We start from the raw sequence: 15,738 nt of genomic DNA, 5'->3' as shown, positions 1-15,738 counted from the left end.
TCACCATCATTTAAGGCAATTATCACCCAAAACAGCGCATTTTACCCGGTCAACCACGCCAATGCCGGCGCAATGCAAGGGCAATCAGGTTACTGGCTGGCCCTGGCACCAGCGGTCAGGGCGGAAAGCTGAGCGATGAATTTTTTCAGGCGTTTTTCATTGGCACCAAAATCATCCGCACCATAGACCGAACGGCTATAGGCCAGAAGCTGGCTGGTATTATCCTCGACCGGGGAGGCCTGCAGATCAACCCAGTCGGGAAAGCGGAAAATGGGGCTTCGCACCACAAAACGGATATGCAGGGTTTCGCCATTGCGGAAGGTGACCTTTCCGCCCATGCCAGCAGCCAGTTCTTCGATGCGACTGAAAAGCTGGGCGGCGCTGACCGGGAAAACCGGGCTTTCGACCTTGCGAATGGCGGGTGGGCAATGGCCCCCGCCACAGACCAGATAAAAATTGGGCTGTGCCGGAAGTGTCATTTCCGGGGAAAAGCGGGTAATTTCCGGCTCGCCGGGTGGCAGCATGGAATCAAGCAGCCCGCTGAATCGCACACCTGCGAATGTCAGGCCTACGACCGCGATAAACCACATGATCAGCATCACAAAACGCGACACTTGCTTCCCCTTGTACTCTTCCCCGTGGATGGCAGCCTATGCTCCACCGTGTGTGTTACACTGTGCCAGATAGCCCGATATATCCGAAAGATATTAAACTACTGTAATCGCAAAATTAAAAGACCGATACGCAGAGCGCACCGGTCTTTTTCATCAAATGCAACGCAGGGGGGAAAAGCGGGGATATACGTTACATTATGCGTAGTCCGAAAGATCAGGCTGCTTTGGGCAGTTCGGCGGCTTCAACACCGGCCAGACCCGACGCCATTGCCTTATCGGCATCAACGGCAAAGCCCGAAGCTTCGATCACGGTGACATCGGTAATGCCAAGGAATGCCAGGAACTGTTTCATATACGGGGTTGCGAAATCAGCCGGGCTGTTTACCGGAACGCCGCCGGTGGAAACAACCAGATATGCCTTCTTGCCACCAAGGGCGCCAACCGGGCCGTTTTCGGTGTAATTGAAGGTGACGCCAACGCGGGCAACCATGTCGTTCCAGGCTTTCAGCGTGGAAGGAATGGCGAAGTTATACATCGGCACACCGATGACAACGGCATCAGCAGCCTGCAGTTCGGCAACCAGCGTATCGGATGTTGCCAGAAGGGCCTTCTGTGCATCGTTGCGGCTGTCAGCCGGGGTGTAATAGGCGCCAACGACATCGCCATTGATGGCCGGTGCGACATTGGCATCAAGCACGCGCGAGGTAACGGTTGCCGACGGATCAGCAGCTTTCATGCGCTCGATCAGTTTCAGGGCAAGCTGGCGGCTTTTGGAATTTTCACCGTTTACGGACGGATCAATGTGCAAAATGGTGCTCATGAAAGAGTCTCCAGTCTGAATGGGTTATTATGGCGTCACCATATCAATTTCCATATTCAGGACTATCCACTGACTACGCACATATTTGTTTCCCAAAACGGACTAATCCGTTTCACCACATTTTTTCTGGCGTTCGCGGCGCAATTTGGCGAAATAATCCACCCGTTTGCGCAAGTCGCGTTCAAAGCCACGTTCCACCGGGTCATAAAACTGTTGCCGGCGCATGCCTTCGGGAAAGTAATTCTGCCCGGAAAAACCATCTTCCTGATCATGGTCATAGGCATAGCCCTGACCATAGCCAATTTCCTTCATCAGCTTTGTTGGGGCATTCAGGATATGGGCCGGAGGTGTTAGCGAGCCGGTATCGCGCGCGATGCGGGCAGAATGGTTATAGGCGTTGTATCCGGCATTGGATTTGGGCGCCAGGGCAAGGTAAATCACCGCCTGCCCCAGTGCCAGTTCGCCTTCGGGGCTGCCCAGCCGTTCATAACTTTGCCAGGCCCCCAGGCAAATCTGCTGTGCCTGCGGGTCGGCCAGGCCAATATCCTCGATCGCCATGCGCAATAAACGGCGGGCAACATATTTGGGGTCCTCGCCGCCCACCAGCATGCGGTTATACCAGTAAAGGGCCGCGTCCGGGTCCGACCCGCGCACGGATTTATGCAAAGCACTGATCAGGTTGTAATGGCTGTCATCGCCTTTGTCATAAATCGGCATGCGTTTTTGAATAACGCGTGAAAGCTCTGCCACGCCAAGGGGGCCGTCATCGCTGGCAGGCAGCATGAACAGTTCTTCAGCCATGTTTAACAGATATCGCCCGTCGCCATCGGCCATGGCGCGCAGGGTTGTGCGGGCCTCGCCGGTTAAGGGCAGGTCAAACCCCATTTCGCCTTCGCTGCGTTTAAGCAGCTCTTCCAGTGCCGGGTCATCAAGGCGTTTTAAAACCAGAACCTGGCTTCGCGACAGAAGGGCGGCATTCAGCTCAAAGGACGGGTTTTCCGTTGTCGCACCAATCAGGGTGATGGTGCCATCTTCAACATAGGGGAGGAAACTATCCTGCTGGGCCTTGTTAAAACGATGGATTTCATCAACGAATAACAGCGTGCTGGCCCCGGTCGCCCGGCGGCCACGTGCACGGTCAAACACCTTGCGCAGATCGGCAACACCGGAAAAAATTGCTGATAAAGGCTCAAATGCCATATCGGCAATATCGGCCATCAGGCGAGCCAGTGTGGTTTTGCCGCAACCAGGCGGCCCCCACAAAATGACAGAAGGCACACGCCCCGTCTGTGTCATGCGGGTTAGCGGGCCGTCATCCCCAAAAAGATGATCCTGCCCGACAACTTCGGTCAGTTTTTTGGGGCGCAAACGGTCTGCCAGCGGGCGGGCAACCTGACTTTCAAATAAAGATACCATGCCTGCCTTATAACCTTTCGCACCCGTCATCTGCAATTACAGCAGATTGTGGGGTATTCCGGCGGCTTATAACGCCGGAATACCCCGATTGTTCTGTTACAGGGTATAATCTGCGGTCAGGATTTTACCATCCCGCTTTACCGCGATGGACCAGTTACGGCCCTTTTCACCCTTGCGCAACGCAGCCTTCAAATCGGCGACACTGCCAATGCGGGTTTTGTTGATCTCGGTAATCAGGTCGCCCGGTTTCAGGCGGGCCTGGCGCGCCAGGCTGTTGCCTGGAACATCCAGCACGATCACACCAGTAATCAGCGTATCAATACCCAGTTCGTCGGCCAATGCCGGATTTACATTGGCAACCTTGGCCCCGCCAAACGGGTTGCGGCCATCAATGCTGGTTTCTTCCCGTGCCGGGGTTTCCGGTGCCACTTCCAGCGGGACCGATACATCCTGGCTGCTGCCATTACGGATAATCGTCAGTACAGCGTCGCCACTTGGCTCCAGTGTCGCAACACGGAAACGCAGGCTGTTGGGGTCATCCACCTCAAGCCCGTTAACCGCCACGACAACATCACCGGCCTTAAGGCCTGCACGGCTGGCCGGGCTTTGCGGATGTACCGCATTGATCAACACGCCACCGGGGCGTTCAAGATCAAGCGAGCGGGCCAGATCGGCAGTTACTGTCTGCCCCGAGGCACCAAGCCACGGACGGCGCAGATCACCACTGATCAGGCCACGCATCACGACCTTGACCATATTGACGGGAATGGCAAAACCGATGCCGTTGGACCCGCCCGATTTGGTGAAAATCGCCGAGTTCACACCAATAAGATCACCTTTCATATCGATCAGCGCACCACCGGAATTGCCGGGGTTAATGGCCGCATCTGTCTGAATGAAGGATTGATAATCCTGCCCGGTCACACCTGCACGCGCCAGTGCCGATACAATCCCGCTGGTAACCGTCTGCCCCACCCCAAATGGGTTACCAATAGCCAGCACCAGATCGCCAACTTCCACATCATCGGAATCGCCAAGTTTCAGGGTTGGCAACGCATCATGGACATCCTGCAATTTCAGAACAGCAAGATCGGTCCGTTCATCGGCACCCACCAGGGTTGCATCAAATTCGCGGCGGTCATGCAGCACCACGCGAATTTCGCTGGCACCGTCAATAACATGGCGGTTGGTAACAATTGTGCCATCGGGCGAAACAATCACGCCAGACCCCAAAGACCGCTCTACACGCTGGCGCGGCGCACCGAACGCGCCACCAAACCGGTTGCCAAAGAACTGGTTGAAAAACGGATCATTCATAAAAGGATTGGCCGGACGCGAGGTGACGACCTTTTTGGTAAAGATGTTCACAACCGTTGGCGCTGTCTGCTTGACCAGCGGTGAAAACGACATCTTTATTTCGGCATCGCTGGTGGGCAATCGCCGCTCGGATGCGGATGCCTGATGGTTTAATCCCCCTGCCAGCACTGCCATCCCCATTGACAGTACCAGTGCGAACATTCCGATCTTTTTTGCCTGCACGTTTCTCTCTTCCATGCTTGAGATGGGTGGTTTTCACCCCGCCGTGCCGATTTTACCGGTTGTTTGAACTGCAAGACAGCATGTTATGGATTTAGTGTTCATTCATGCGGGAAAGCGACGCGATGAAGGACCACACCGGAAGGACAGGGACGGGTCGAAAACCATGGGACCCAACACATTTAGGCCCAATTCCCTGCGCCTGCAACCACCGACATCAGACAACCCCGGAACCGGCAGGAAAAGCCATATCGGAAACAGCCTGAAACACCGCCAAATCCCGGCTTCATGCACGCCCGCGTTCTCAACTGTTCCGCCGACCAACCAGGTGCCTCCCCCTGCCCGGCACCAATCGGGCATAAAAAAACGGGCGGTGCCGAAGCACCACCCGTCCGTTTCTTAGGCCAAGGCGTTGGACTTATTCGTCCGAACCTTCGGCTTCGCCCTCTGCTTCGAGGCGGGCGCGGTCAGCCGCACCTTTTGCTTCCGGATCACGATCGACGAGTTCGATCAGTGCTACCGGAGCCGCATCGCCGTAACGGAAGCCAGCTTTAAGAACACGGGTGTAACCACCACTGCGTTCTTTGTAGCGTTCAGCGATATCACCGAACAGCTTGGAAACAGCTGCTTCGTCACGCAGGGTCGAAAGTGCCTGACGGCGTGCATGCAGGTCGCCCCGCTTGCCCAGCGTAATCAGTTTTTCGACATACGGGCGAAGATCTTTGGCCTTCGGAAGAGTCGTTTTGATCTGTTCGTGAGTGATCAGCGAAACAGCCATGTTGGCAAACATTGCCTTACGATGGGACTTCGTCCGATTAAGTTTACGGCCGTGCATACCGTGACGCATGGGTACTCTCCTTCTGGCTTGGCTTCGCGCGCGAAACCGATTGTGAAACCGTAACGCCACCCTGAAACCAGGTCATGCACGTACGGTGTGGGCAACTATGCCCGGCAGGGTTATTCACCCTGTGCTGGACCGCAGAACGCGTTCCATATCGACCCGAAGGCCGAAGGCCCGTCTTAGAACGGGTCTTCGAACTTGCGAGCCAGATCTTCGATGTTTTCGGGCGGCCAACCGCCAACTTCCATCCCGAGATGCAGACCCATCTGAGCCAGCACGTCTTTGATTTCGTTGAGCGATTTACGGCCGAAGTTCGGGGTACGGAGCATTTCTGCTTCGGACTTCTGAACCAAGTCACCGATATAGATGATGTTGTCGTTCTTGAGGCAGTTTGCCGAACGAACAGACAGTTCAAGTTCGTCAACCTTGCGCAGCAGGTTTTTATTGAACGGCAGTTCGTCTTCTTTCTTCTCTTCGACAACCGCTTCGGGTTCTTCGAAGTTCACGAACAGCGACAACTGGTCCTGCAGGATGCGCGCAGCAAGGGCAACCGAGTCTTCCGGCGTAACCGAACCGTTGGTTTCAACGGTGATCGACAGTTTGTCGAAGTCGGTATCCTGGCCAACACGGGTGTTTTCAACCTTGTAGGCGACCTTGCGGATCGGGCTGAAAATCGCATCGATCGGAATCAGACCAATCGGTGCATCGGCAGAGCGGTGCGCAGTCGCAGCAACATAGCCCTTGCCGTTTTCAACGGTGAATTCGATGTTGAGCGTGGCGCCATCATCAAGGTGGCACAGCTCAAGACCCGGATTGAGGATTTCGATATCCGCACCGGTTTCAATCTGACCTGCAGTGACGGCACCAGGGCCGGTCGCCTTCAGGGTCATTTTCTTCGGACCTTCAGCATGCATACGCACGCCCAGGGTCTTGATGTTCAGGATGATGTCGGTAACATCTTCCCGGACCCCCGGAATCGACGAGAATTCGTGCAAAACGCCATCGATCTGGATTGCAGTCACTGCCGAACCCTGGAGTGACGACAGCAGAATGCGACGCAGCGCGTTGCCCAGGGTCTGACCAAAACCGCGCTCCAGCGGTTCAGCCACGATCGTACCGACGCGGCTGGCGTCCGTACCCGGGGTAACATCAAGCTTCGTCGGCTTAATCAGTTCCTGCCAGTTCTTCTGAATCACGAGACCCACCTTCGCAACTGGAGCCTAGGGTAATGTGAGGTGAAATTCACCCCAACGAGAAACGCGAACAGGCCCGGTTGCCCGGGCCTAATACGCGGGTCGTCCGCAGATCGGCGCGATTAGACGCGACGACGCTTGCGCGGACGGCAACCATTGTGCGGGATCGGCGTTACGTCTTTGATCGACGTAATGGTAAAGCCGACTGCCTGCAGTGCACGCAAAGCCGACTCACGCCCTGAACCCGGACCTTTGACTTCGACTTCAAGAGTTTTCATGCCGTGTTCAGCAGCTTTTTTGCCAGCGTCTTCAGCAGCGATCTGTGCTGCGTAAGGCGTGGATTTACGCGAACCACGGAAACCCATGCCACCAGCAGTCGACCAGGCAATGGTGTTGCCCTGAACGTCGGTGATGGTGATCATGGTGTTGTTGAACGTTGCATTCACATGCGCAATGCCGTTCGTAATATTCTTACGCTCGCGGCGACGCACACGAGTCTGAGGTGCTTTTGCCATTGTCGTTCCCCTACCTTACTTCTTCTTGCCAGCAATCGGCTTAGCCGGGCCCTTACGGGTGCGGGCATTGGTGTGGGTACGCTGACCGCGCACCGGGAGACCACGACGATGACGCAGACCGCGGTAGCAGCCCAGATCCATCAGACGCTTAATGTTCATTGCGACTTCACGGCGCAGGTCACCTTCAACGACGTAATCAGCGTCGATGACTTCGCGAACACGAAGAACCTGGTCGTCGCTCAGCTGGTGAACACGCAGGTGCGATTCGATGCCAACTTTCGAGCAAATTTCTTTAGCTTTCGCCGGACCAATACCGGTGATGTAGGTAAGCGCAATCTCGACGCGCTTCGCGGTCGGGATGTTTACGCCAGCAATACGAGCCACTGTGTGAGACTCCTGTTTCCTGATTAACAAACCCTAAGGCAGATCCTTTTGGGCCAATCGCAGATGCAAAGCGGGCCAGCATGCGCCAACCCGCAAAGCAATAAACGACCAGCCCGGGAAATTACCCCAGGATGGCTTCAATCTCGCGCGTAACTTCGTCGATTTCAGCCATGCCGTCAACTGTTTTCAGCTTACCTTCCTTTTCATAGTAAGGAATGATAGGTGCTGTCTGCCTGTGATAGGCTTCCAGTCGGGACGTGACCGTTTCGGCGTTGTCGTCTGCGCGACGTTTAAATTCGGTGCTGCCACATACGTCACAAACACCTTCGACCTTGGGTTTCTGGAATTCGTCGTGATAACCCTGGCCGCATTTGGCGCAGGTATAACGGCCAACAACACGGCGCACAAGGGCAGCATCGTCAACACGCAGTTCAATCACGTAATCCAGAACAAGGCCCTTTTGTTCCAGCATCACATCCAGGGCTTCCGCCTGGGCTGTGGTGCGTGGAAAACCGTCCAGAATAAAACCACCTTTGGTGTCATCCTGGTCAAGACGTTCGGAAATCAGACCGATCATCAGATCGTCAGATACAAGCTTGCCTGCATCCATGACTTCCTTGGCCTTTTTGCCAAGTTCGGTACCGGCGGCAGCTGCTGCACGCAGCATGTCGCCGGTCGAAAGCTGAATCATCCCGCGACCTGTTTCAAGCCGCTTGGCCTGGGTCCCTTTGCCGGCACCGGGCGGGCCAAGTAGGATAATGTTCATCGTTACCCCCTGATAGTCGCGCGGCGCCAGTCTTAGCGGCGGCGTCCGCGCAGTTTCGATTTCTTGATCAGGCCTTCATACTGGTGGGCCAGCATGTGCGACTGAATCTGTGCAACAGTATCCATGGTTACCGTGACAACGATCAGCAAGCTAGTACCACCAAAGTAGAATGGCACCGACCATTCCGCGATCAGCAATTCCGGCAGAATACACACAAAAGCCAGATACGCGGCACCCAAAACCGTCAGGCGGGTCAGAATAAAGTCAAGATGGGCAGAGGTGTTCTTGCCCGGACGGATGCCCGGAATGAAGCCACCATGCTTCTTGAGATTGTCGGCCGTGTCGTCCGGATTGAAGACAACAGCGGTATAGAAGAACGAGAAGAACACGATCAGAGCGATGTAAAGCGCGATATAAAGCGGCTGTCCACGGCCCAGAACGGCAGTCACACTGGTCAGCCATGCCGGCGCATCGGCACCTGCAGTGAACTGTGCAACCGAAAGCGGCATCAGCAGAAGCGAGCTTGCAAAGATCGGCGGGATCACACCGGCGGTGTTGATCTTGAGCGGCAGATGCGAGCTCTGGCCTTCCATGACCTTCATGCCAACCTGGCGTTTCGGATACTGAATAAGCACCCGGCGCTGTGCGCGTTCCATGAAAACGATGAAGGCGATAACGGCAACAGCCATCACGACGATTGCAACGATGACCAGCGCGGAAAGCGCACCGGTGCGGCCCAGTTCCAGGGTGCCGGCAATGGCACGCGGCAGGTTGGCAACGATCCCGGTGAAAATGATCAGCGAAATACCGTTACCGATACCACGCTGGGTCACCTGTTCGCCCAGCCACATCAGGAACATTGTACCGCCAACCAGCGTTACAACAGCAATAAGACGGAAGAACATGCCCGGATCATGAACGGCAGCGCCGGCAGAACCCGACATGCTTTCAAGACCAACAGCAATGCCCCATGCCTGAACGGTCGCAATAACAACCGTAAGATAGCGGGTATATTGATTAATCTTTTTGCGACCCTGCTCGCCCTCTTTTTTATACTGCTCAAGAGTGGGCGAAACGGTGGTCATCAACTGGATAATAATTGAAGCCGAGATGTAGGGCATGATGTTCAGAGCAAAGATCGTCATGCGGCTTAATGCGCCACCTGCGAACATGTCGAACATGCCAAGGACACCACCCGCATTCTGCCGGAAAATATCGGCCAGAATGGACGGATCCACGCCAGGAACGGGAATATAGGTTCCCAGACGGTAAACAATAAGCGCCCCCAAAGTGAACCAGATACGCTTTTTAAGCTCAGTCGCCTTGGAAAAAGACGACCAGTTCAGGTTCGCGGCAAGCTGCTCGGCGGCCGATGCCATGCACTCATCTCCCAATACACTAAAACCGGAGGGTCCGGGCCCATGCAAGATGGAACCGGACCCTCACGTCGTTACAGAGGCTTACTCTGCGGTTTCTTCTTCGGCAGCAGCCGGAGCAAGAACCGTTACCGAGCCACCAGCTTTTTCGACGGCTTCGATAGCCGACTTGGAAGCACCGGTGATTTCGATAGCGAGTTTCGCCTTAAGTTCGCCCTTACCGAGCAGACGCAGGCCGTCTTTCTGAGGACGGGCCAGGCCTTTTTCCACGAGGAGAGCGATGGTGACATTTGCACCTTCTTCGAGAACACCGTTATCAACGGCAGTCTGAAGGGTACCCAGGTTCACAACGCCATATTCCTTGCGGAACGGGTTTTTAAAGCCACGCTTCGGAAGACGGCGATAGATCGGCATCTGCCCGCCTTCAAAACCGTAAATCGCTACGCCGGAACGGGACTTCTGACCCTTCTGACCTGCGCCAGAAGTTTTGCCTTTGCCCGAACCAATGCCGCGACCAACACGGGTACGCGCTTTGCGGGCACCCGGGTTATCAGCAAGTTCGTTGAGTTTCATCAATCAACACCTTTTCGATCTGGGCCAATCAGGCCTCGTCCACACGGACGAGGTGCTTGACCTTGGCGATCATTCCGCGAACAGCCGGAGTATCTTCCAGCTCACGAGTCCGGTGCATCTTGTTGAGACCAAGACCGACCAGCGTAGCACGCTGATCGTCCGGACGGCCAATCGGCGACCCGATCTGGGTAACGCGAACGGTCGCTTTTTTATTAGCAGCCATATCGGATTACTCCTTTTCGAGGGCAGCAGCAGCAGCGTTAGCTGCAGCAGAACCGCTATCGCGACGGGCAACGATATCGCCAACCTTCAGACCGCGCTTGGCAGCTACCTGGCGCGGTGAAGCACCATTGACCAGAGCGTCGAGGGTTGCACGGATGACGTTGTGCGGGTTGTTCGAACCGGTGCACTTGGCAACCACGTCCTGAACACCCATCGTTTCGAACACTGCGCGCATTGCACCACCGGCGATGATGCCGGTACCGGCCGGAGCCGAACGAAGGAGAACGCGACCTGCACCGAAATGACCATTGATGTCATGATGCAGGGTACGGCCTTCGCGCAACGGAACGCGGATCATGTTGCGCTTGGCTGCTTCGGTAGCCTTGCGGATCGCTTCCGGAACTTCACGGGCTTTACCCGTGCCGTATCCGACGCGACCGCGCTGGTCACCAACGACAACCATTGCGGAGAAAGCAAAGCGACGACCGCCTTTGACCACTTTCGCGACGCGGTTGATACCAACCAGCTTGTCTACGAGTTCGGTCTCTTCACGGTTTTTCGGCGCCTGCTGCGGCTGATTTTGATTACGTGCCATGGTCGTGCTCCTTAGAAGTCCAGACCGCCCTCACGGGCGGCATCGGCCAGAGCTTTCACCCGGCCATGGAACAAATACCCGCCACGATCGAAAACGACCGTTTTTACACCAGCGGCAACAGCACGTTCGGCAATGGCTTTACCGACAAGCGCAGCAGCTTCGGCGTTACCGCCCTTCGCACCATTCTCAGCAGACGAAGCCGAGGCAATGGTCTTGCCAGCGAGATCGTCGATAATCTGAGCATAGATATGTGCGTTGGAACGGTGCACGCTGAGGCGCGGGCGACCGGCCGCTTTTTGGCGGATCGCAAAACGAACGCGGCGTTTGCGACGTTCGAAAAGGTTTCTCGCGTTGTTCATCGTGCCAGTCCTTACTTCTTCTTGCCTTCTTTGCGCAAGATATACTCGCCTTCGTAACGGACACCCTTGCCTTTGTAAGGCTCCGGACCGCGCCAGCCGCGGGCATTTGCCGCAAACTGACCAACGAGCTGTTTATCTGCGCCAGAAATGGCGATAAGGGTCGGCTTTTCGGCGACGACAGAAAGACCGGACGGAATGTCCATTTCTACGTCATGTGAAAAACCAAGCTGCAGAACCAGTTTGTTGCCCTGCACCTGTGCACGGTAACCAACACCGGTAATTTCCAGCTTCTTGGTGAAACCTTCCGACACGCCTGCCACCAGATTGGCGATATTGGCGCGGGTGGTACCCCAAAGCGCGCGAGCGCGCTTGCTGTCATTGTTCGGCTTTACCCAGAGCTGATTGTCTTCCTGGGTAACGGTTACGTCCGAGGTCAGGTTGAGGGAGAGCTCACCGAGCTTGCCCTTTGCGCTGATTGCTGCTTCGGTCAGGTTGATGGACACGCCGCTAGGCACGGCCACCGGATTTTTTCCTACTCGCGACATCGTTGGCCCTCTCCTTAGAATACCTTGCAGAGGATTTCGCCGCCGACATTTTGCTCGCGAGCTTCCTGGTCCGAAAGAACACCCTTCGGGGTAGAAAGAACTGCGATACCGAGGCCGTTATATACTTTGGGAAGATCTTTGATCTTCGAGTATACGCGACGACCCGGGGTCGAGACGCGGTCGATCTGCTTGATTACACCAGTGCCCTCAAAATATTTGAGTTCAATGGCAATCTCGCTGACGCCTTTGCGAATTTCACTGACAGAATAGCCACGGATAAACCCTTCGCGCTGGAGAACATCCAGAACGCCAAGGCGCAGCTTTGAAGCCGGCGAGACAACGTTGGACTTGCCAACGCGCTGACCGTTGCGGATACGCGTGAGCATATCGCCTACGGGATCAGTCATAGACATGTGATGTCCTCCTTACCAGCTCGACTTCACCATGCCCGGGATCTGGCCACGCGAAGCAAGTTCACGCAGAGCGATACGGGACAGGCGGAATTTACGATAGACACCACGCGGACGACCGGAAACCGCGCAGCGAATACGCTGACGGTTCCGTGCCGAGTTGCGCGGCAGCTGGGCAAGTTTCATCACAGCTACGACACGTTCTTCAAAAGAAGTCTCGCGATCGGCAATGATCGATTTCAGGGCAGCACGCTTGTTGGCATACTGCTTTGCCAGACGCTCACGTTTAAGTTCGCGCTGTACAGAACTTTTCTTGGCCATGGGCCAACCTCCGTTAGTTTCCGAACGGAAGATCAAAACCCTTAAGAAGGGCAAGAGCTTCGCTGTCGGACTTAGCCGTGGTACAAATGATAATGTCCATCCCGCGGACCGAATCGACTTTGTCATATTCGACTTCAGGAAAAACAAACTGCTCCTTGAGGCCCATGGCGAAGTTGCCACGACCGTCGAAGGATTTCTTGTTCAGACCGCGGAAGTCACGAACGCGCGGCAGCGCGATCGTTACCAGACGATCCAGGAATTCGAACATACGGTCGCGACGCAGGGTCACTTTACAACCGATGTTCATACCTTCACGCAGCTTGAAAGCCGCAACGGACTTTTTCGCTTTGGTGAAGATCGGTTTCTGACCGGTGATGGCTGCGAGGTCCGCAGCTGCACCTTCCAGCTTTTTGCGATCCTGGGTGGCGTCGCCGACACCCATATTGATCACGATCTTTTCGAGGCGCGGAATCTCCATCACATTCTCGTAAGAGAATTCTTTCTGGAGTGCGTCACGCACCACTGACTTATAATGTTCGCGCAGGCGCGTCATTTTTCCGTCCCTCAGTTGTCGATGACTTCGCCGCTGAGCTTCGCAACGCGAACCTTGCGACCATCATCGAGGGTCTTGAAACCGACGCGGGTCGGCTTGTTTTCTTTAGGATCAACAATCGCGACGTTGGAAACGTTGATTTTCGCTTCCTTCTCGACGATGCCACCGGTATCGGCGCCAGTTGCGCGCTGGTGACGTTTCACCAGATTCACGCCCTGGACCAGAACCTTGTCTTCGGCAGGGAAAGCGGCGATGACTTCGCCGGTTTTACCCTTGTCTTTGCCCGTCAGAACAATAACGCGATCACCCTTTTTAATTTTGGCAGCCATTACAGCACCTCCGGAGCGAGCGAAATGATCTTCATGTAACCACGCGAACGAAGTTCACGGGTTACCGGGCCAAAAATACGCGTACCGATCGGCTCACCATTGTTGTTGATCAACACGGCAGCGTTACGGTCGAAACGGATCGCAGACCCGTCAGAGCGGCGAATTTCCTTTGCGGTACGAACGATAACAGCCTTGTGGACTGCACCCTTCTTTACACGACCGCGCGGGATGGCTTCCTTGACGGAAACCACGATAACATCACCAACATTGGCGGTTTTACGCTTCGAGCCGCCCAGCACCTTGATGCACTGGACACGGCGAGCGCCGCTGTTGTCGGCGACGTCCAGATTGGACTGCATCTGGATCATGGGTTTACCCCTTGACTATAATTGGGCTGAGGACTCAATCCTCGACCACTACTTCCCAAGACTTCAGTTTCGAGATCGGCCGGCATTCGCGAATACGAACGACGTCACCCGTCTTGAAGCGGTTCTCTTCATCATGCGCGTGGAATTTCTTCGACTTGCGCACGTACTTTTTATACAGCGGGTGCATGACCTGGCGTTCCACACGGACCACCACAGTCTTGTCGTTTTTGGTCGAAACGACTGTCCCCTGCAATACACGCCTCGGCATGTGTCTTAACTCCTATGCGTGTCCTGTTAGGCCGCGCTCGCACCCTTCTCGTTACCGAGAAGGGTTTTGATGCGGGCAATATCACGACGGACCTGACGGACCCGCGCAGTATTCTCGAACTGCCCGGTCGCCTGCTGGAACCGCATATTAAACGATTCCTTCCGCAGATCGAGCAGCATTTCCTTCAGCTCATCAGCGCTTTTAGCGCGGAGATCAGCAACTTTCATCACCAATTACTCCCCTTCACCAAGACGCGTGACAAACTTGGTCTTGATCGGCAATTTTGCCGAAGCGAGCTCGAAAGCACGACGTGCAAGATCCAGCGGAACACCGTCAAGTTCAAACATAATCCGGCCGGGTTTGACGCGGGCTGCCCAATATTCGACAGAACCCTTACCTTTACCCTGACGAACTTCAGCAGGCTTTTGCGAAACCGGAAGATCCGGAAAAACGCGGATCCACACCCGGCCTTGACGGCGGATGTGACGGGTGATCGCGCGGCGAGCCGCTTCGATCTGACGCGCCGTTATACGCTCCGGTTCCAACGCTTTCAAGCCATAAGCGCCGAAATTAAGATCCGTACCGCCTTTTGCTTCGCCTTTCAGGCGTCCCTTGTGGGCTTTACGGAACTTTGTGCGTTTCGGAGAAAGCATCTTTCTATCTCCTTACTTACGGCCTGAACCAGCCGACTCGAGCGCACGGCGCTCGGAAGCCAACGGATCATGAGCCATGATTTCGCCCTTGAAGATCCAGACCTTCAGACCGCAAACACCATAGGTGGTGTGTGCTTCCGAAGTGCCATAATCGATATCCGCACGCAGAGTGTGCAGCGGAACGCGACCTTCACGATACCATTCGGTACGAGCAATTTCAGCCCCACCGAGACGCCCTGCAGCGTTGATTCGAACACCACCAGCGCCGAGACGCATGGCATTCTGAACCGACCGCTTCATGGCGCGACGGAAGGAAACGCGGCGCTCAAGCTGCTGGGCAATGTTGTCAGCGACCAGCTTGGCATCGATTTCCGGCTTGCGGATTTCGATGATGTTAACCTGCACTTCGGCATTTGCCAGCTTCTGCAGATCATTCTTGAGCTTTTCGATGTCCTGGCCCTTCTTGCCGATCACAACACCCGGACGGGCGCTGTGGATCGAAATACGGGCTTTCTTCGCAGGACGTTCGATAACCACCTTGGCAACGCCAGCTTGCTTGAGGCGCTCCATGATGAATTTGCGGATCGCCAGGTCTTCGTGAAGAAGACCGGCAAAATCAGCCTTGTTGGCGTACCAGCGGGAGTCCCAGGTACGGTTGATGCCAACGCGCAGGCCGATCGGATTAACTTTCTGACCCATTACTCGGCCCCCTCACGTTCGCAAACAACGATGCGGATGTTGGAGAACGGCTTAATGATCTTGCCAACGCGGCCACGAGCACGGGCACGCCAGCGTTTCATCACAAATGCCTTACCAACAGTCGCTTCCTTGACGTACAGACGGTCAACGTCAAGCTGGTGGTTGTTTTCGGCGTTAGCAATCGCCGATTCCAGCAGCTTCTTGACGTCGTTCGAAATACGCTTGTTGGAGAAGGTCAGTTCTGCCAAAGCAGTTTCGGCCTTCTTACCACGAATCGACTCGGCGACGAGGTTGAGCTTACGCGGGGAAATGCGTACTGCCCGGAGCGAAGCCGCAGCCTCGTTATCCGCCAGCCGACGGATGTCAGCTTTCTTACCCATCG

At 55.4% G+C, this 15,738-nt stretch carries 25 protein-coding genes; all 25 read right to left on the bottom strand.

Annotation, left to right across the window (positions count from 1 at the left end):
* Nucleotides 1–89 precede the first annotated feature (89 nt).
* Nucleotides 90–614: a DUF1499 domain-containing protein gene (locus CSC3H3_RS05975; protein WP_101284274.1), complete on the bottom strand. Its 525-nt coding sequence runs from the start codon at nt 612–614 to the stop codon at nt 90–92.
* A gap of 214 nt (nt 615–828) precedes the next feature.
* The gene (locus CSC3H3_RS05970; RefSeq protein ID WP_101284273.1) at nt 829–1,434 is read right to left on the bottom strand and encodes an FMN-dependent NADH-azoreductase; all 606 of its coding nucleotides are present in this window, start codon (nt 1,432–1,434) and stop codon (nt 829–831) included.
* A 102-nt stretch (nt 1,435–1,536) separates the two neighbouring features.
* Complete coding sequence (locus CSC3H3_RS05965; RefSeq protein ID WP_101286116.1) at nt 1,537–2,850, bottom strand: replication-associated recombination protein A; 1,314 nt, start codon at nt 2,848–2,850, stop codon at nt 1,537–1,539.
* Nucleotides 2,851–2,946: 96 nt separating this feature from the next.
* Nucleotides 2,947–4,368: a DegQ family serine endoprotease gene (locus CSC3H3_RS05960; protein ID WP_245881299.1), complete on the bottom strand. Its 1,422-nt coding sequence runs from the start codon at nt 4,366–4,368 to the stop codon at nt 2,947–2,949.
* 436 nt (nt 4,369–4,804) lie between these two features.
* Nucleotides 4,805–5,233 (bottom strand): 50S ribosomal protein L17, encoded by a 429-nt coding sequence (gene rplQ / locus CSC3H3_RS05955; protein WP_101269380.1) that lies wholly within the window; start codon nt 5,231–5,233, stop codon nt 4,805–4,807.
* 173 nt (nt 5,234–5,406) lie between these two features.
* A complete protein-coding gene (locus tag CSC3H3_RS05950) occupies nt 5,407–6,423 on the bottom strand; it encodes a DNA-directed RNA polymerase subunit alpha (protein ID WP_073953872.1) in 1,017 nt (338 codons plus the stop codon).
* A 119-nt stretch (nt 6,424–6,542) separates the two neighbouring features.
* Nucleotides 6,543–6,935, bottom strand: a complete 393-nt coding sequence (gene rpsK / locus CSC3H3_RS05945) for a 30S ribosomal protein S11 (protein ID WP_101269378.1) — start codon at nt 6,933–6,935, stop codon at nt 6,543–6,545.
* Between the two features lie 15 nt (nt 6,936–6,950).
* Nucleotides 6,951–7,319 carry a 30S ribosomal protein S13 gene (rpsM, locus tag CSC3H3_RS05940; RefSeq protein ID WP_101269376.1) on the bottom strand — a complete coding sequence of 123 codons (369 nt, stop codon included), beginning with the start codon at nt 7,317–7,319 and terminating at the stop codon, nt 6,951–6,953.
* A gap of 121 nt (nt 7,320–7,440) precedes the next feature.
* Nucleotides 7,441–8,085: an adenylate kinase gene (locus CSC3H3_RS05935; RefSeq protein ID WP_101269374.1), complete on the bottom strand. Its 645-nt coding sequence runs from the start codon at nt 8,083–8,085 to the stop codon at nt 7,441–7,443.
* Between the two features lie 32 nt (nt 8,086–8,117).
* Complete coding sequence (secY, locus tag CSC3H3_RS05930; RefSeq protein WP_101284271.1) at nt 8,118–9,464, bottom strand: preprotein translocase subunit SecY; 1,347 nt, start codon at nt 9,462–9,464, stop codon at nt 8,118–8,120.
* A gap of 81 nt (nt 9,465–9,545) precedes the next feature.
* Nucleotides 9,546–10,034 carry a 50S ribosomal protein L15 gene (gene rplO, locus CSC3H3_RS05925; RefSeq protein ID WP_101269370.1) on the bottom strand — a complete coding sequence of 163 codons (489 nt, stop codon included), beginning with the start codon at nt 10,032–10,034 and terminating at the stop codon, nt 9,546–9,548.
* Nucleotides 10,035–10,062: 28 nt separating this feature from the next.
* Entirely contained in the window at nt 10,063–10,257 is a 195-nt protein-coding gene (gene rpmD / locus CSC3H3_RS05920; protein WP_101269368.1) for a 50S ribosomal protein L30, read from the bottom strand.
* A gap of 6 nt (nt 10,258–10,263) precedes the next feature.
* Nucleotides 10,264–10,851: a 30S ribosomal protein S5 gene (rpsE, locus tag CSC3H3_RS05915; protein ID WP_101269366.1), complete on the bottom strand. Its 588-nt coding sequence runs from the start codon at nt 10,849–10,851 to the stop codon at nt 10,264–10,266.
* An 11-nt stretch (nt 10,852–10,862) separates the two neighbouring features.
* A complete protein-coding gene (rplR, locus tag CSC3H3_RS05910) occupies nt 10,863–11,210 on the bottom strand; it encodes a 50S ribosomal protein L18 (protein ID WP_101269364.1) in 348 nt (115 codons plus the stop codon).
* An 11-nt stretch (nt 11,211–11,221) separates the two neighbouring features.
* Nucleotides 11,222–11,755 carry a 50S ribosomal protein L6 gene (gene rplF / locus CSC3H3_RS05905; protein ID WP_101269362.1) on the bottom strand — a complete coding sequence of 178 codons (534 nt, stop codon included), beginning with the start codon at nt 11,753–11,755 and terminating at the stop codon, nt 11,222–11,224.
* Nucleotides 11,756–11,769: 14 nt separating this feature from the next.
* The gene (gene rpsH, locus CSC3H3_RS05900; RefSeq protein ID WP_101269360.1) at nt 11,770–12,168 is read right to left on the bottom strand and encodes a 30S ribosomal protein S8; all 399 of its coding nucleotides are present in this window, start codon (nt 12,166–12,168) and stop codon (nt 11,770–11,772) included.
* 12 nt (nt 12,169–12,180) lie between these two features.
* Nucleotides 12,181–12,486, bottom strand: a complete 306-nt coding sequence (rpsN, locus tag CSC3H3_RS05895) for a 30S ribosomal protein S14 (RefSeq protein WP_101269358.1) — start codon at nt 12,484–12,486, stop codon at nt 12,181–12,183.
* A 13-nt stretch (nt 12,487–12,499) separates the two neighbouring features.
* A complete protein-coding gene (gene rplE / locus CSC3H3_RS05890) occupies nt 12,500–13,039 on the bottom strand; it encodes a 50S ribosomal protein L5 (protein WP_101269356.1) in 540 nt (179 codons plus the stop codon).
* A gap of 11 nt (nt 13,040–13,050) precedes the next feature.
* Entirely contained in the window at nt 13,051–13,368 is a 318-nt protein-coding gene (gene rplX / locus CSC3H3_RS05885; RefSeq protein ID WP_101269355.1) for a 50S ribosomal protein L24, read from the bottom strand.
* Nucleotides 13,368–13,736, bottom strand: coding sequence for a 50S ribosomal protein L14 (rplN, locus tag CSC3H3_RS05880; protein WP_085585086.1), 369 nt, complete (start codon nt 13,734–13,736; stop codon nt 13,368–13,370). Before rplN ends, rplX begins: the two co-directional genes overlap by 1 nt.
* Nucleotides 13,737–13,770: 34 nt before the next feature.
* Entirely contained in the window at nt 13,771–14,004 is a 234-nt protein-coding gene (gene rpsQ, locus CSC3H3_RS05875; RefSeq protein ID WP_101269353.1) for a 30S ribosomal protein S17, read from the bottom strand.
* Between the two features lie 26 nt (nt 14,005–14,030).
* Nucleotides 14,031–14,231: a 50S ribosomal protein L29 gene (gene rpmC, locus CSC3H3_RS05870; protein ID WP_073953857.1), complete on the bottom strand. Its 201-nt coding sequence runs from the start codon at nt 14,229–14,231 to the stop codon at nt 14,031–14,033.
* A gap of 6 nt (nt 14,232–14,237) precedes the next feature.
* Nucleotides 14,238–14,657, bottom strand: coding sequence for a 50S ribosomal protein L16 (gene rplP, locus CSC3H3_RS05865; RefSeq protein WP_073953856.1), 420 nt, complete (start codon nt 14,655–14,657; stop codon nt 14,238–14,240).
* Between the two features lie 12 nt (nt 14,658–14,669).
* On the bottom strand, nt 14,670–15,356 hold the full coding sequence (gene rpsC / locus CSC3H3_RS05860) for a 30S ribosomal protein S3 (protein ID WP_101269351.1): 687 nt from the start codon (nt 15,354–15,356) through the stop codon (nt 14,670–14,672).
* Nucleotides 15,356–15,736, bottom strand: a complete 381-nt coding sequence (gene rplV, locus CSC3H3_RS05855; RefSeq protein WP_073953854.1) for a 50S ribosomal protein L22 — start codon at nt 15,734–15,736, stop codon at nt 15,356–15,358. Before rplV ends, rpsC begins: the two co-directional genes overlap by 1 nt.
* Nucleotides 15,737–15,738: the final 2 nt, after the last annotated feature.

The organism is Thalassospira marina, from assembly GCF_002844375.1.
GTDB classification, from domain to species: Bacteria; Pseudomonadota; Alphaproteobacteria; order Rhodospirillales; family Thalassospiraceae; genus Thalassospira; species Thalassospira marina.
The sequence above is the reverse complement of the archived record's forward strand: the minus strand, read 5'-3'. Positions and strand labels throughout refer to the sequence as shown.

What these genes read in the sequence shown, in the direction of transcription:
- CSC3H3_RS05970 (WP_101284273.1), bottom strand. Translation starts at nt 1,434, where the DNA reads ATGAGCACCATTTTGCACATTGATCCGTCCGTAAACGGTGAAAATTCC.
- CSC3H3_RS05965 (WP_101286116.1), bottom strand. Translation starts at nt 2,850, where the DNA reads ATGGTATCTTTATTTGAAAGTCAGGTTGCCCGCCCGCTGGCAGACCGT.
- CSC3H3_RS05960 (WP_245881299.1), bottom strand. Translation starts at nt 4,368, where the DNA reads ATGTTCGCACTGGTACTGTCAATGGGGATGGCAGTGCTGGCAGGGGGA.
- rplQ (WP_101269380.1), bottom strand. Translation starts at nt 5,233, where the DNA reads ATGCGTCACGGTATGCACGGCCGTAAACTTAATCGGACGAAGTCCCAT.
- rpsK (WP_101269378.1), bottom strand. Translation starts at nt 6,935, where the DNA reads ATGGCAAAAGCACCTCAGACTCGTGTGCGTCGCCGCGAGCGTAAGAAT.
- CSC3H3_RS05935 (WP_101269374.1), bottom strand. Translation starts at nt 8,085, where the DNA reads ATGAACATTATCCTACTTGGCCCGCCCGGTGCCGGCAAAGGGACCCAG.
- secY (WP_101284271.1), bottom strand. Translation starts at nt 9,464, where the DNA reads ATGGCATCGGCCGCCGAGCAGCTTGCCGCGAACCTGAACTGGTCGTCT.
- rplO (WP_101269370.1), bottom strand. Translation starts at nt 10,034, where the DNA reads ATGAAACTCAACGAACTTGCTGATAACCCGGGTGCCCGCAAAGCGCGT.
- rpmD (WP_101269368.1), bottom strand. Translation starts at nt 10,257, where the DNA reads ATGGCTGCTAATAAAAAAGCGACCGTTCGCGTTACCCAGATCGGGTCG.
- rpsE (WP_101269366.1), bottom strand. Translation starts at nt 10,851, where the DNA reads ATGGCACGTAATCAAAATCAGCCGCAGCAGGCGCCGAAAAACCGTGAA.
- rplR (WP_101269364.1), bottom strand. Translation starts at nt 11,210, where the DNA reads ATGAACAACGCGAGAAACCTTTTCGAACGTCGCAAACGCCGCGTTCGT.
- rplF (WP_101269362.1), bottom strand. Translation starts at nt 11,755, where the DNA reads ATGTCGCGAGTAGGAAAAAATCCGGTGGCCGTGCCTAGCGGCGTGTCC.
- rpsH (WP_101269360.1), bottom strand. Translation starts at nt 12,168, where the DNA reads ATGTCTATGACTGATCCCGTAGGCGATATGCTCACGCGTATCCGCAAC.
- rpsN (WP_101269358.1), bottom strand. Translation starts at nt 12,486, where the DNA reads ATGGCCAAGAAAAGTTCTGTACAGCGCGAACTTAAACGTGAGCGTCTG.
- rplE (WP_101269356.1), bottom strand. Translation starts at nt 13,039, where the DNA reads ATGACGCGCCTGCGCGAACATTATAAGTCAGTGGTGCGTGACGCACTC.
- rplX (WP_101269355.1), bottom strand. Translation starts at nt 13,368, where the DNA reads ATGGCTGCCAAAATTAAAAAGGGTGATCGCGTTATTGTTCTGACGGGC.
- rplN (WP_085585086.1), bottom strand. Translation starts at nt 13,736, where the DNA reads ATGATCCAGATGCAGTCCAATCTGGACGTCGCCGACAACAGCGGCGCT.
- rpsQ (WP_101269353.1), bottom strand. Translation starts at nt 14,004, where the DNA reads ATGCCGAGGCGTGTATTGCAGGGGACAGTCGTTTCGACCAAAAACGAC.
- rpmC (WP_073953857.1), bottom strand. Translation starts at nt 14,231, where the DNA reads ATGAAAGTTGCTGATCTCCGCGCTAAAAGCGCTGATGAGCTGAAGGAA.
- rplP (WP_073953856.1), bottom strand. Translation starts at nt 14,657, where the DNA reads ATGCTTTCTCCGAAACGCACAAAGTTCCGTAAAGCCCACAAGGGACGC.
- rpsC (WP_101269351.1), bottom strand. Translation starts at nt 15,356, where the DNA reads ATGGGTCAGAAAGTTAATCCGATCGGCCTGCGCGTTGGCATCAACCGT.
- rplV (WP_073953854.1), bottom strand. Translation starts at nt 15,736, where the DNA reads ATGGGTAAGAAAGCTGACATCCGTCGGCTGGCGGATAACGAGGCTGCG.